This window comes from Ensifer canadensis (assembly GCF_017488845.2).
Classification (GTDB): domain Bacteria; phylum Pseudomonadota; class Alphaproteobacteria; order Rhizobiales; family Rhizobiaceae; genus Ensifer; species Ensifer canadensis.
In genome coordinates this window covers 472,880-486,880 of sequence record NZ_CP083371.1, presented here as the reverse complement: position 1 = coordinate 486,880, position 14,001 = coordinate 472,880, and the positions used below count along the sequence as shown (strand labels likewise).

The following is a 14,001-nucleotide window of genomic DNA, read 5'->3' as shown; positions in this document are numbered from 1 at the left end:
GGTCAGCCTTTAAGCCCGGTCATGGTGATGCCCTCGACAAAACGCTTCTGTGCAAGCAGGAAGGCGGTGATGAGAGGAAGGGTGATGATCAGAGTGGCCGCCATCAGCGCGCCGTAGTCGTCGCCTGCTTCGGCCGCTCGGAAGTAGAGAAGTCCGAGCGGCGGCGTAGCGTAATCCTGGTTGGTCACGACGATCAGCGGCCAGAACAGATCGTTCCAATGGGCAACGACCGAAAAGATCGCAAAGGCGGTAATCGCCGGCCAGGCATTGGGCACGACCACCCGAGCGACGATGCCGCCTTCCGACATGCCGTCGAGGCGTGCCGCCTGGATGAGATCGTCCGGGATGGCGCGGAAGAACTGCAGGAACAGGAAGATCGCGAACACCGATATAGAGAACGGAGCGACGAGCGCCAGATAGCTGTTGAGCACCGACAGCCGGTCGAAGGCGACATAGAGCGGCAGTGCCGTCGCGTGGATCGGCACCAACAGACCGATCATGACGAGCACCATCATCGTGCGCGCCGCCCGGAACTTCAGCTTGGCCATGGCATAGGCGCACGGAATGGCGACGACCACCTGCACGACGAAAATGAGAGCGCAGACGATGACCCCGTTCATGAGCAGCGTCCACATCGAGACCCGCGAAAGGGCCTTCGAGAAATTCTCGATGTAGGACCATTGCTGCGGAATAAGCGATAGCGACGACGAGAAGATCTCGCTCTGCGCCTTGCCGGCGGTTGAGATCATGAAAATGTAGGGAGCGAAAAAAATGAGCGCCCCGAGCGAAAGGACGGCGAGCCGCATGATGCGCCCCAGGGAAAGCGAGGTCGTGATCATGCGTAGTGCACCTTCCGGTCGAGGACGCGGTATTGCAGGAACATCAAGGCGACGAGGATGGCCAGGAACACGACCGTCATCGCCGAGGCGTAACCGACCCGGAGATAGACGAAGCCCTCCTGGTAGATGGTGAAGAGCAGCACTTCCGACGTCTTGTTCGGGCCGCCTTCGGTCAGGGTCTTCACCGTCTCGAACACCTTGACAGAATTGATGATGCTGATCGTGGTGACGAAGAGCGTCGTCGGTCCGAGCATCGGCCAGGTAACGAGGCGAACGCGATCGAACCATGACTTGGCACCATCGACCTCCGCTGCCGCATAAAGCTCGCGGGGGATCGCCGTAAGGCCGGCCAGAAACAAGACCATGTTGAAGCCGACCGATTGCCAGACGCCGATGATGGCAAGGCCATAGAGAACCGTTCCAGAGGCGCCGAGCCAGTTCGGGCCGGCGATACCGAAATAGGCGAGAAAGGCGTTCACCGGGCCGATCGTCGGATGAAACAGGAACTGCCAGACGGTGGCCATGGCGACGAGCAAGGAGGCCACTGGCAGGAAATAGACGGTGCGGAAGAATGCCCTGCCGCGGGTCTCGGCTTCGATCAGCATGGCGATCGCCAGCGCCAGCACGATCGATACCGGAGCGACAATGACCGTGTAGACGGCGGTATTCCAGAGCGACCGGCGGAAGGTACGATCACCGGCAAGCTCGGCATAGTTCTCAAAGCCGACAAACCGGAAGCCGGCATAGCCGAGCTCGAAATCGGTGAAGCCGAGGACGATAACTGCCAGCGTCGGCAGCAGGATGAACAAGAACAGGAGCACGATTGCCGGCAGTGCCAGCAGCCAGGCGATGCGCGCCTCGCGTGCGGCCGGCTCGACGGCAGTATGATCCACGGTCGCGACGCTAGACATTGGCCGTCTCCAGACTGGCGGCAACTTCGATCGGTCGTGCCGCCATGCGCTCGCCGCCTTGGCCGAAAAGCATCACGCGATCAGGCACGACATCGAGCCCCACCGGTCTTCCAGCCGACAGTGCCGCCGCCTCGGAAGGTGTCGATTTACTGGTAATCGTCTCGCCGATCGCGTCGAGACGGGCATGGACGATGACCTCCGAGCCCAAGAACTCCAGGCGTTCGACGCGAGCACGCAGCATGCCGCCTTCGTCGGTGCGGAGCCGGGCGAATTCCGGCCGGAACGCGACCATGACCGGCGTCTCTCCGGCGCGGCGTTCGCCGGCCAGGACCAGTCCGCCGAAACGGACGACACCAGAGGCATCCATGCGGGTCTCAAGCACGTTGATCTTCGGCTGGCCGAGAAAGCGCGCAACCTCGATATGAGCCGGGTTGTCGTAGATCTCCCTGGGGTCGGCCAGTTGTAAGAGGTGGCCACCGATCATCACCGCTACACGGTCGGCCATCGACAAGGCTTCCGACTGATCATGCGTGACGTAGAGCGTCGGCACGCCGGCGCGGCGATGCAGATCGACGATTTCGCCGCGCGCGTGAACGCGCAGGTTCGCGTCAAGATTGGAGAGCGGTTCGTCCATCAGGAACACACTCGGCCGCCGGACCATGGCCCGCGCCAGCGCCACGCGTTGCCGCTGACCACCCGACATCTGCCCGGGCTTGCGGGTCAGCAGGTGATCTATTTTCAGCGACGACGCCATCTCGTTGACCTGACGCGCTATGTCGGCGCGGATCTGCCGCTGACCCGGCAACAGATTTCCAATGAAAGGCAGACGCTGCATCGCGGTCAGCCACCGCATGGCGAGCGGAACGGCAATGTTCTGACCCGCGGTCAAATGCGGGTAGAGCGCGTAGGATTGAAAGACCATAGCAATGTTGCGATCGGCGGCCCGCACCCGCGACACGTCGCGACCGGCAATGGCGATATTGCCATGATCGGCGTGATCCAATCCCGCCACAATCCGCAGAAGCGTGCTCTTGCCGCATCCGGATGGCCCGACAAGCGCAATAAACTCACCCGCTTCCGCCTCGAAGGCAATGTTCTTCAGGATGGTGTTTCCACCATAGGATTTGGCGATACCTCGAAGCGAAAGCACGCTCATCGAACCGCCTCCACGAGCGCCTTTGCGGCGCGCGGATAGACCTCTTCGATCACGTGATCGAGGATATGCGTCGTCAGCCCAGGCACGGCGACGATCTCGCTCGAAACCTGGCGGCCCTCGAAACGATGCACAACCGCGCCCACCAGCCGTTCACCGGGCATCTCGCGCTCAAGGGTATCGACGATAAAGGATGTCGGCGGAGCCCATACGAGGGATGTCCCGTCATGCTCGCCGGTCCAGGCCCAGTGAAGGTGGCCGCTGGCGTGAAGCGCGACATTGCGGCCGGCCATCAGGTCGAAGAGCCGCTGGCGTTGACGCGGCCGCACGCTCCAGTAGCCGGTGTCGCCCTCGCCCGGATCATCGACGAAAAGCGGTTTATGCGCGAAGATCGCGACCGGGCAATCCCCCGCGGTCTGCAATTGCTCTTCGAGCCAGCCGAACTGCCGTTCGTCCTCCTCGTCATCGAAGCCAAAGAGCTGACTGTTCAGGCCGATGAAACGCCAATCACCACGGTCGGAGGACCAATAGTCCGGGCCCGCGTGGGCTCTCCAGCGGGCAAGACGGACGGGATCGACCGGCTGGCCTGAGCCCGGCAGATGCCCGACGTCATGGTTGCCCGGCACCATCAGCACTGGTGCGGAAAGCTGCGCCATCAGTTCCACAGCAAAAGTGATGTCTTCGAGGTGATCGGCTCCGTCGATCGTCAGGTCGCCGGTATGGATCACCAGATCTGGCGCCGTCGCCTCGATCCATCGGAAGACAGGCTCCCAGTTGTCGGTGAAATGCGATTTCGACGGGCTGAGATGCGTATCGCTGATCTGGATGATCTTCACGGAATTCGGGCCTCCGACCATGGTCATTGCGCATGTCGTCCGGAAGCCGTGTCGCTCCCGTTCGGTGCTTAGGTCGCACTGTTTAGGGAGCTGTCTTGTCAGTTTGGTAACAGACGTTCTCAGCTGTTTTTCAGTTTCTCCATGAAAGCGTCACGTTCCGATGTCCATGCGCGACCGTGATGGCGGGTGGAGGAAAAACGGACTGGCTTCTCGCCAAAAGGCGCGTGGTGCCTGCTCAAAAATTCACATGATCGTATACAATAATTGGCGAATATTGACGACAAAAGCTCATTTCGTGAGCAGAAGGTTGTTGCGCCGGATACTGCGGATTCGGCGGTGACACTAGATTCCTAAACGAAAATATAGAGTTATCATCGCCGCACGAGATTGGCACGTTTGATGCTTCTTCCCTGTCATCAGGAGAAGCCATCATGCCGAAAGCCGCCGAAATCGATATCGTATCTGTTTCCAAGATCTACGGCGCGACAACCGCCGTGCACGCCATCAGCCTCAAGATCCCCGCAGGCAGCTACTGCTGTTTTCTCGGGCCGTCGGGCTGCGGGAAGACATCCACGTTGCGCATGATTGCCGGCCACGAGAGCATTTCGTCCGGCGACCTTCGTCTCGGCCATGTCGTCGTGACCGATTTCCCGCCGGCCCGCCGCAATACGGCGATGATGTTCCAGTCCTACGCCCTGTTTCCTCATCTCGACCTCGTCGACAATGTCGCCTTCAGCTTGAAGATGAAGGGCGTCGACAAGGAAACACGCCGGGCCAAGGCGCTGGCCATGTTGAGGCTGATGCAGATGGAGGCCTATGCCGGCCGTCGGCCGGCGCAGCTTTCGGGCGGACAGCAGCAGCGGGTGGCACTCGCACGCGCCTTGATCACCGAACCGGAAGCTCTGCTGCTCGATGAGCCATTGTCGGCGCTCGATCCATTCCTCAAGATCCGCATGCGGGCAGAGCTGAAGAAGCTGCAGAAAACGCTGGGCATCACCTTCGTCCATGTCACGCACAGCCAGGAAGAGGCCATGGCTTTGGCCGACCTGATCGTGGTGATGAACGATGGCCGCATCGAGCAGGCGGCAGCGCCACGTATCGTCTTCGAGCAGCCGGCAACCGCCTTCGTCGCCCGGTTCATGGGCGACCACAATGTGCTTTCGGGCCGAGTGAGCGCCATCCGTGACGGGATCGTCGAGATGGAGGCGGCCGGTGGCCCGAGGTTTGCCGTTCGCGACATCGCACAGGAAATCGGTGCGCCAATCGACATCGGCATCCGCACCGACCGCGTTCGCCTCGAGCCTGCCTCGGAAAAGACCCTCGGTTTTCAGGCGGTGGTCTCCAACATCGAATATCGCGGCGCTTCGGTGAAGTTGACCGTCAGTGGCGCCGGCAGCGACGACTTCACAGTGATCGTCAGCGATGCCGACTATTTCAACAAAACCGTGTCGGTCGGCGACGCGGTGTCCCTGAGCTGGGCCCTGGAGGATGTCGTCCCCCTCGGTCGCCTTTCAGCATGAGTGACCAACCATCAAAAAAAGGGGAACTGCGCATGACGAATGAAACTACACCGAAGACCTCGAAGGAGGGCCTGTCCCGACGCACGCTGCTCAAGACCGGTGCGGCGGCAATCGGCGCGATTGCCGGGTCCGGGGCGATCACCGGCTTTCCGACGATCTGGGCGCAAAACCCGATCACGCTGCGCCAGTTCGGCACCGGCGTTTCCAACATCAATGCCATTGCCGAGAAGTGCAAACAGGATCTCGGCATCACACTGGAAATGACTGCGACGGATTCGGACGCCGCGGCCCAGCGGGCAGTGACGCAGCCCGATTCCTACGACATCGCCGACATCGAATACTGGATCGCCAAGAAGGTCTTCCCGGCCGGAGTGATGCAGCCGATGGATGTCTCGAAAATCAAGTACTACGACAAGATCGTCCCGCTGTTCATCGACGGCAAGCTGAAGCCCGAAAGCATTATCGCCCAAGGCACCGCCCCGCACACCGTCGGCTTTGTCGAGGCGCAGGCTTCCAGGACCTTCGCGAAGTCGCCGACCCAGTGGATGACGCTCATTCCGACGATCTACAATGCCGATACCCTCGGCATCCGCCCGGATCTCGTCGGCCGCGACATCACGAGCTGGGCCGACATCATGGATCCGGCCTTCAAGGGCAAGGCCGCGATCCTCAACATCCCGTCAATCGGCATCATGGATGCCGCCATGATCATGGAAGCCTTGGGCAACGTCAAATATGCCGACAAGGGCAACATGACGACGGATGAGATCGACCAGACGATCGACTTCCTCATTAAGGCCAAGCAGGACGGTCAGTTCCGCGCTTTCTGGAAATCCTTCGACGAGAGCGTCAACCTGATGGCCTCCGGTGAAGTGGTGATCCAGTCCATGTGGTCACCGGCCGTCGCCGCCGTCCGCTCGAAGGGGATCGCGTGCAAATACCAGCCGCTCAAGGAAGGCTATCGCGCCTGGGGTGGCGGCCTCGGCCTTGCCGCTCATCTCCAGGGCGCCCAGCTCGACGCGGCCTATGAATACATCAACTGGTACCTGTCGGGCTGGGTCGGCGCCTATCTCAACCGTCAGGGCTACTATTCGGCCGCCATGGACACGGCCAAGGGCTTCATGTCCGAGGACGAGTGGGGTTACTGGGTCGAGGGCAAGCCGGCAAAGGGCGATATCCTCTCGCCGGAGGGCAAGGTCATGGAGAAGGCCGGTGCCGTGCGCGATGGCGGCTCCTTCGAAGACCGCATGGGCAAGGTCGCCTGCTGGAACTCGGTCATGGATGAGGATCGCTACATGATCAAGCGCTGGAACGAGTTCATCGCGGCTTGAGGCAGACGAAACGCCCTCGCTGCGGCGCGCCCTCGAATGGGGCCGCCCGCAGCGAGCGGAACCTGACGAGCAACGCGAGAGGATGAACAATGGCGGTAGTGGCAATTTCGCAGCCATCGGAGGCCTTGGCCGGTAGACCCAGCAGTGTCCGTGCTTGGCTGCAAAGGCTGGGCGCCTATCTGCAGGCGCTGCCGCTCATCCTCATTCTCGGGTTCTTCTTCGTGCTGCCGATCCTGACGGTTCTTGTCGTCAGCTTCTGGGACTACGACTTTGCCGGGCTTTATCCGGACTTCCTGACCATGAACTATGTCGACACGCTCGGTTCGTGGGTGACGTGGAAGACCTATCTCAACACGTTGAAATTCACCGCCCTCGTCTGGTGCCTCACACTCTTGATCGGCTTCTGGGCCGCCTATTTCCTCGCATTCCACGTGCGCACGACGACCATGCAGATGGTGCTCTTCCTCATCTGCACCGTGCCGTTTCTAACCTCGAACATCATCCGCATGATCTCCTGGATCCCGGTGCTTGGACGCAATGGCCTCGTCAATTCGACGCTGATCGACCTCGGCATCATTCCGCAACCGATCGAGTGGCTGCTCTATTCCGATTTTGCTGTCGTGCTTGCCATGGTTCACCTCAATACGCTCTTCATGGTGACGCCGATCTTCAACACGCTGATGCGCATTGACCGTTCGCTGATCGAAGCGGCGCGCGACTGCGGCGCCAGCGGCCGGCAAGTGCTCTGGAACGTCATCCTGCCACTCGCCAAGCCCGGCATCGCCATCGGCTCGATCTTCGTCGTCACCCTCGTCATGGCCGACTTCTCGACGGTTCAAGTTATGTCGGGCGGACAGAGCGCTTCGGTCGCGCTGATGATGAAGAACCAGATGTCACTGCTGCAATATCCGGCTGCGGCCGCCAATGCGGTAGTGCTGCTGATCGTCGTGCTCCTGATGGTCGCCGCGATCCTTCGGGTCGTTGATATCCGAAAGGAACTCTGAGATGAACCATGAGCGGCGCACCCTTGAATTCTACCTGCTCGCGGGCTTCTTCGCCCTGTTCGTGCTGTTTCTCTACGGGCCGTTGTCGGCGGTGCTGATCCTGTCCTTTCAGGGGCCGAATGGCGGTCTCACATTTCCGTTGAACGGACTATCGCTGCACTGGTTCTACAATCTCTTCGAGAAACAGGCGGTCGGCGACTTCGGCGCGTCCTTCCGCCGCTCATTCACGCTGGGACTGATGGTGATGGTGGTCAACGTCGTCGTGGCGCTCCTCGCCGGCCTTGCCTTTCGCCACCGCTTCAAGGGGGCGACGGCCCTCTTCTACCTGACCGTTGCCAGCCTGGTCGTGCCCTCGATCATCATCTCGCTCGGGATCGGTGTCGTCTTCCAGCAGTTTGGCCTGAAGCCCGCCTGGTATTCCTCCGGCTTCGGCGCACATCTTACCTGGACCCTACCCTTTGGCGTCTTGATCATGTTTGCCGTCTTCAACCGCTTTTCGCCGGCCTATGAAGAGGCGGCCCGCGATCTCGGCGCCACCCCGTGGCAGACGTTTCGGCATGTGGTGCTGCCGATGATAGCGCCGAGCCTGATCGGGGTCGGCCTCTTCGGCTTCACCCTTTCCTACGACGAGTTCGCCCGTACACTGATGACCTCGGGCAGCTACAACACCCTGCCATTGGAAATCTACGGAATGACCACCAATGTGACGACGCCGGTGCTTTACGCGCTGGGCACGGTCACGACGCTCTTCTCCTTCACCACCATCCTCGTCGCGCTTGCCGTCATTCTGACGCTTCGTCGGCGGCAGGTAAAAATGAGCTAGGTTCGATGCGCATTCTGATCGTCAATCCGAACACCACCCTATCCATGACCGAGAAGGCGGCGGCCGCAGCCCGCGCCGTCGCGGGCCCGAACACGGAGATCATCGCGAGGACGTCCAAGTCCGGACCGGCTTCGATCGAAGGCCACTATGATGGCGCGATCGCGCTTCCGGGCGTGCTCACCGAAATCCGGGACGGCGAAGCGGCAGGCGCCAACGCCGCCGTCATCGCATGCTTCGACGATACTGGTCTGGAAGCAGCCCGCGCGCTTGCCCGCATCCCCGTGGTCGGGCTTTGCGAATCCGCTGTGGCGACGGCCGCCATGCTTGCTCAGCGTTTCACCGTCGTAACCACACTCGAGCGGTCGCGTGTGCTTATCGAGAACCTGGTCATACGCTATGGGATGAGTGCCCGGACGAAGGTTCGCGCTGCGGACATCCCGGTGCTGCAGCTTGAGGACAAGGCTTCGCCCGCGTTGGCGAAGCTGCGATGCGAAATCGAGCTGGCGCTCGTTGAGGACGGCGCCGAGGCGATCGTGCTTGGCTGCGCCGGGATGGCCGATCTTGCGCGCGCACTTCAAGCCGAATACGGCGTTCCGGTCATTGATGGCGTATCGGCAGCCGTCAAGCAGGCCGAGGCGTTGGTGTCGCAAGGACTGACGACCAGCAAGCGCGGCTCCTATGCTCCGCCGCTCAGCAAATCCTATTCAGGTCTTATGAGCGCGCTCGCACCGATCTCGGCTTGAGACCGTACCGAGGGAAGCTCTCCGGCCACGGCGGCCAGCTGCGCGTTCGATGTGGCGGCTTCGGCAATGATCCACTCGCGAAACACCTGGATCTTGTTCTGCCGCCGGTGGCTTTGCGGATAGACCAGCCAATAGGCACGGCCATCCCTGACCACATGGTTGAACGGCCGGACGAGTTTTCCGCTGCGAAGCTCCTCAATCACAAAGGTGGAGACGACCATGGCAATGCCATGATCGAGCAATGTGGTGGCCACATCCATTGCCTGGACGTCGAAGATCAGCTCAGTGCCATTGCTGGCCGGCGGTTCCACGCCCGCTTCGGTCATCCAGCGCCGCCACCAGCTGGCGTTGCCGAAGCGCCTCACCGTGAGAACGTCGGCCGGATCCTTCAGCTGATGTTTTTCCAGGAACGTCGGCGTACAGACGGGCATGTATTCGATCGGGAAAAGAGGAAACACTTCATTGCCCGACCAGTCGCCGTTGCCGCTGCGCACCACGAGATCAATCGCATCGCGCTTGAAGTCGATCAGCTCCGTGGACATGTGCACGCGAATGCTGATGTTTGGATGGGCTGTCTGAAACGAGGCGAGCCTGGAACCAAGCCAACTTGAGACGACGGTTGGCAGTACCGAGATGTGCAGGTGATGCTCGGTCTTGTCGGCAATCTCGGAGAACGCCGTACCCAGTAGATCGAGCGCCTCGGTCACCTTCGGCGCAAGCTGCCGTCCGGCAGCCGTCAAGCGCACTTCCCGCGGCAGACGGACAAACAGCGGCGTGCCGGTGCGGTCCTCCAGCAGTCGGATTTGATAGCTGACAGCGGCTTGCGTCATGCCGAGCTCCTGCGCCGCGCGGGTGAAACTCAAGTGCCTGGCTGCGGCCTCGAACGCGCGCACCGCACTCATGGGGGGAATCTTGCTCATGAAGTGAGATAAGCATTCTTTATGGCAGCATGCGAGAAATCGCTTTGCGCGAAACCACCAAAATCCTCAATTTTCTCGCGAACACATCACCACAGAACTGAAGGGGTTAGCAATGCTTAGCGCACTGCGATCGATCATCCTCCACGTCTGGACTTCGGCCAAGAGAGCTGCCGACGCCACGACGACCATCGATACATTCAGCGAGTTCCAACTGAGGGACATCGGCCTGACGCGAGACAATGACAGCATCCGGGCGCGCGCGGGCGATGTTGCTGATCCGTGGCAGCACGTAGCGGGCTCTGATCCGGGCGGTGCCCTTTCGCCGCAGACGCCAAATGATGAAGTCGCGTCGCCGCCCTCGCGACAAGCTTTCGACCTCGGCCGAATGGAGAAAATAAAGACATAAACATTTCTTTATACGATTGACGCCGTCGACTTTGCGGGGCATTGTCGAACAATCGTGGTTCTGCGGCTCGTCTGACGACAGGCCGGAGCTAAGAGGGAATTCGGTGCGGCGCTGCAAGGCGCTCATGCCGGAGCTGCCCCCGCAACTGTAAGCGGCGAGCGGTCGTCCAATGATGTCACTGAGGGAGACGCCTCGGGAAGACGGGACGGTTCGTGTTGACCCGCAAGCCAGGAGACCTGCCGCGATAGATAACGTCCACGGGCGGGGTGTCCGATGTGTCGCCTTGACGAGCGAGCCAGTCTCGGTCGTGGATGCGTCGCATTCAAAGCCTTGCCCACAACCTTCGGGGTAAGGAAATGACCATCAAGACAGCCAATCTCGGCTTTCCACGTATCGGCAGCCACCGTGAACTGAAGTTCGCGCTGGAGCGTTATTGGGCCGGCAAGATCGAGAGACAGGACCTGCTCGACGTCGCCGCCAGGCTGCGGGCCGAAAACTGGGCCGCGCAAAAGGCGCGTGGGATCCAGATCATTCCATCGAACGACTTCTCGCTTTACGACCAGGTTCTCGACACATCAGTGCTGGTTGGTGCGGTGCCACCGGCCTATGGCTGGAAGGGCGGCCCGGTCGACCTCGACGCCTATTTCGCCATGGCGCGCGGTTCGACGACTGCCGCCTGCGCGTCCGGTTGCACGCATGGCGGGCCCGACGGGGGCAACCAGGCGCTGGAGATGACCAAGTGGTTCGACACGAACTACCACTACATGGTTCCGGAATTCGCGGAGGATCAGCGCTTCGAGCTGACGAGCAATGCGCCGCTTGACGCCTTCCTCGAAGCCAAGGCGCTCGGGCATGTCACCCGCCCTGTCGTCCTCGGCCCCGTCACCTTCCTGAAACTGGGCAAGGCGCTTGCCGGCGGATTCGACACCATCAATCTGATCGAGCGGCTGCTGCCTGTTTATACGAAGCTTTTCACCGAGCTTGGGGAAGCCGGCGTCGAATGGGTGCAGATCGACGAGCCATGCCTGGTGCTCGATCTCACTGAGCGGGAACGCCAGGCGCTGGCGCTGACCTACCAGACGTTCGCCTCGGAACTTCCGCAGTTGAAAATCATGCTCGCGACCTATTTCGGCGCGGTCAGTGACAACATGCCGACAGCCCTTTCGCTGCCGGTTGCCGGGCTGCATGTCGACCTCGTGCGGGCGCCGCAACAGCTCGACTTGCTACTTCAGACGGTACCGGCACAGCTTGTGCTGTCGCTCGGCGTCGTCGATGGCCGCAATGTGTGGCGTACCGATCTTGCCGGCCTCTTCCGCCGGCTGCAGCCGTTGATCGAGGCGCATGGCCGCGATCGTATCGAGCTTGCACCATCGTGCTCGCTGCTGCATGTGCCAATCGACCTCGATCTCGAACGAGCGCTCGATCCGGAGCTCGTCTCCTGGCTTGCCTTCGCCCTGCAGAAGCTGGACGAACTCAGCCTGCTTGCCCGCGCATTCGAGCCGGGCCTGGCCAATCCCGAGCAGGTCTTTGCAAAATCGATTGCTGCGGTCGAGGCACGGCTGACCTCGCTCAAGGTCCACGATCCACTCGTTGCCGGACGCTTGAAGAACCTGACGGCAGCAGACAGCCGCCGTCAATCGAGTTTTGCAACGCGCCGGCGGCGGCAGGAAGACAGGCTGGCACTGCCGCTCTTCCCGACGACGACGATCGGCTCCTTCCCGCAGACGTCAGAGGTGCGCCAGGCACGATCGCTGCATGCCAAGGGCGAGCTCAGCTATGTCGACTACCTCGCCTACCTGCGCCAGGAGACGGAGAAGGCCGTGCGCTGGCAGGAGGAAATCGGCATCGAGGTGCTGGTGCACGGCGAATTCGAGCGCAACGACATGGTGCAGTATTTCGGCGAGCAGCTCTCCGGCTATGGGTTCACTCAGAGCGGTTGGGTGCAGAGCTACGGCTCGCGCTACGTACGCCCGCCGATCATCTTCGGCGATGTCTCGCGCCCGAACCCGATGACGGTCGATTGGGCAACCTATGCGCAGTCGCTGACGGACAAGCCGATGAAGGGCATGCTCACCGGCCCGGTGACGATGCTGCAATGGTCGTTCGTGCGCGACGACCTGCCCCGGTCGATCGTATGCCGGCAGATCGCACTGGCGCTGCGCGACGAAGTCACCGACCTGGAAACGGCCGGTATCGCCGTGATCCAGATCGACGAACCGGCGCTGCGCGAGGGACTGCCACTGAGACAGGCCGATCGAAAGGCCTATCTCGACTGGGCGGTCGAGTGCTTCCGCATCAGCGCCTCCGGCGTCGGTGACGAAACCCAGATCCACACCCACATGTGCTACTCGGAGTTCAACGACATCATGGCGGCGATTGCGGCAATGGATGCCGATGTCATCTCCATCGAAACCTCGCGCTCGAAGATGGAGCTGCTCGGCGCCTTTATCGATCAGGCCTATCCGAACGAGATCGGCCCCGGCGTCTACGACATCCACTCGCCGCGGGTACCCACTGTCAACGAGATGGTGCATCTGATCGAACAGGCGACCGACGGTCTGACGCCGGCGCAGATCTGGGTCAATCCGGATTGTGGGCTGAAAACAAGGCGGTGGGAGGAAGTTCGCCCGGCGCTCGTCAACATGGTCGCGGCGGCGCAAACGCTGCGCCAATCCTTCACTGCCGGCCGGCAAGAGGCCACAAACGCATGACGGACGATAGCAATATCGAGAAGGCGCCGGGGGAAACCCCGGCGCCCGCCACCTTGATCGACATCGTCTTTCCCGGCGACACCAATCACCACGGCACGCTCTTCGGCCGTGCGGGCCTCGCACTCATGGACCGGACCGCCTTCATCGTCGCCACGCGCCACGGCCGCGTTCCCTTCGTCACCGCCTCCTGCGATCGCGTCGACTTCCGCGGCCCCGCCCACATCGGCCATATCGTCAGCTGCAGCGGCCGCCCGATCCGGGTCGGGCGGCGTTCGATGGTCGTCGAAGTCGATATGATCGCGGAAGATCTGACGGCCGGCACCCGCGATCTGTGCGCCCGCGGCCAGTTCACCATGGTCGCGATGCCGGAGGGCAAGGGCGCCGGCTGGTCGTTGCCTTCTCTCGACACCGATGCGATCGGAGCGCCAAAAGACGATGCCGTGCGCATGGTCGATATCGTCTATCCGGATCAGGCCAACAGCTTCGGCGCCATGTTTGGCGGCGACGCGCTGGCGCAGATGACCAAGGCCGCCTTCGGCGCGGCGACACGGGCGAGCCGCAAGACGACAGTGCTCGCCTCCTGCCAGCGCATCGATTTCAAGCACCGGATCACCGTTGGCTCGATCATCGAGCTTGTCGCCAGGATTGTGCGCACCGGACGGAGCTCGACGACGGTCGATGTCGAATTGTGGTCAGAGGATTTGACGGGAGCGAAACAGACCCTGACTGCCCATGGCGCCTTCATCATGGTGGCAGTCGACGGGGACAATCGTCCTGTTCCCGCCTTCGCGGCTTGAGGATTTC

At 61.6% G+C, this 14,001-nt stretch carries 13 protein-coding genes and 1 riboswitch; of the genes, 8 read left to right on the top strand and 5 right to left on the bottom strand.

Translation table 11 applies throughout. The features are described from left to right. Positions 1–2 precede the first annotated feature (2 nt). Genes J3R84_RS21875 through J3R84_RS21860 form a run of 4 tightly spaced genes read right to left on the bottom strand, consistent with a single transcriptional unit; the run spans position 3 to position 3,739 of the window. Positions 3–839 carry a carbohydrate ABC transporter permease gene (locus tag J3R84_RS21875; RefSeq protein WP_057219202.1) on the bottom strand — a complete coding sequence of 279 codons (837 nt, stop codon included), beginning with the start codon at positions 837–839 and terminating at the stop codon, positions 3–5. Next, positions 836–1,750 carry a carbohydrate ABC transporter permease gene (locus tag J3R84_RS21870; RefSeq protein WP_203527791.1) on the bottom strand — a complete coding sequence of 305 codons (915 nt, stop codon included), beginning with the start codon at positions 1,748–1,750 and terminating at the stop codon, positions 836–838. The genes J3R84_RS21875 and J3R84_RS21870 overlap by 4 nt, the downstream gene beginning before the upstream one ends. Continuing rightward, the gene (locus tag J3R84_RS21865) at positions 1,743–2,906 is read right to left on the bottom strand and encodes an ABC transporter ATP-binding protein (RefSeq protein ID WP_057219205.1); all 1,164 of its coding nucleotides are present in this window, start codon (positions 2,904–2,906) and stop codon (positions 1,743–1,745) included. Before J3R84_RS21865 ends, J3R84_RS21870 begins: the two co-directional genes overlap by 8 nt. After that, complete coding sequence (locus J3R84_RS21860; RefSeq protein WP_057219289.1) at positions 2,903–3,739, bottom strand: metallophosphoesterase family protein; 837 nt, start codon at positions 3,737–3,739, stop codon at positions 2,903–2,905. The genes J3R84_RS21865 and J3R84_RS21860 overlap by 4 nt, the downstream gene beginning before the upstream one ends. A 431-nt stretch (positions 3,740–4,170) precedes the next feature. On the opposite strand from J3R84_RS21860, the gene J3R84_RS21855 reads away from it, so the two are divergent. The 5 genes from J3R84_RS21855 to J3R84_RS21835 all read left to right on the top strand — a co-directional run bounded on the left by J3R84_RS21855 (position 4,171) and on the right by J3R84_RS21835 (position 9,160). Continuing rightward, complete coding sequence (locus J3R84_RS21855) at positions 4,171–5,259, top strand: ABC transporter ATP-binding protein (RefSeq protein ID WP_057221900.1); 1,089 nt, start codon at positions 4,171–4,173, stop codon at positions 5,257–5,259. 32 nt (positions 5,260–5,291) lie between these two features. Next, on the top strand, positions 5,292–6,590 hold the full coding sequence (locus tag J3R84_RS21850) for an ABC transporter substrate-binding protein (RefSeq protein WP_057209879.1): 1,299 nt from the start codon (positions 5,292–5,294) through the stop codon (positions 6,588–6,590). An 89-nt stretch (positions 6,591–6,679) separates the two neighbouring features. Next, positions 6,680–7,594 (top strand): ABC transporter permease, encoded by a 915-nt coding sequence (locus J3R84_RS21845; protein ID WP_107027442.1) that lies wholly within the window; start codon positions 6,680–6,682, stop codon positions 7,592–7,594. A 1-nt stretch (position 7,595) separates the two neighbouring features. After that, positions 7,596–8,417 (top strand): ABC transporter permease, encoded by an 822-nt coding sequence (locus J3R84_RS21840; RefSeq protein ID WP_025429311.1) that lies wholly within the window; start codon positions 7,596–7,598, stop codon positions 8,415–8,417. Between the two features lie 5 nt (positions 8,418–8,422). Then, complete coding sequence (locus tag J3R84_RS21835) at positions 8,423–9,160, top strand: aspartate/glutamate racemase family protein (RefSeq protein ID WP_057221902.1); 738 nt, start codon at positions 8,423–8,425, stop codon at positions 9,158–9,160. Here the strand turns inward: J3R84_RS21835 and J3R84_RS21830 are convergent. Then, positions 9,118–10,062, bottom strand: coding sequence for a LysR substrate-binding domain-containing protein (locus J3R84_RS21830; RefSeq protein ID WP_057209885.1), 945 nt, complete (start codon positions 10,060–10,062; stop codon positions 9,118–9,120). The two genes, J3R84_RS21835 and J3R84_RS21830, sit on opposite strands and share 43 nt — an antisense overlap. 130 nt (positions 10,063–10,192) lie before the next feature. Between J3R84_RS21830 and J3R84_RS21825 the strand changes: the two genes are divergently transcribed. The 3 genes from J3R84_RS21825 (at position 10,193) to J3R84_RS21815 (ending at position 13,994) form a co-directional block, all read left to right on the top strand. Then, the gene (locus J3R84_RS21825; protein WP_057209887.1) at positions 10,193–10,486 is read left to right on the top strand and encodes a hypothetical protein; all 294 of its coding nucleotides are present in this window, start codon (positions 10,193–10,195) and stop codon (positions 10,484–10,486) included. Positions 10,487–10,524: 38 nt separating this feature from the next. After that, a riboswitch (cobalamin riboswitch) is annotated at positions 10,525–10,744 on the top strand. Between the two features lie 98 nt (positions 10,745–10,842). Continuing rightward, on the top strand, positions 10,843–13,197 hold the full coding sequence (gene metE / locus J3R84_RS21820; RefSeq protein ID WP_203527788.1) for a 5-methyltetrahydropteroyltriglutamate--homocysteine S-methyltransferase: 2,355 nt from the start codon (positions 10,843–10,845) through the stop codon (positions 13,195–13,197). Continuing rightward, positions 13,194–13,994, top strand: a complete 801-nt coding sequence (locus J3R84_RS21815; protein WP_203527785.1) for an acyl-CoA thioesterase — start codon at positions 13,194–13,196, stop codon at positions 13,992–13,994. Before metE ends, J3R84_RS21815 begins: the two co-directional genes overlap by 4 nt. Positions 13,995–14,001: the final 7 nt, after the last annotated feature.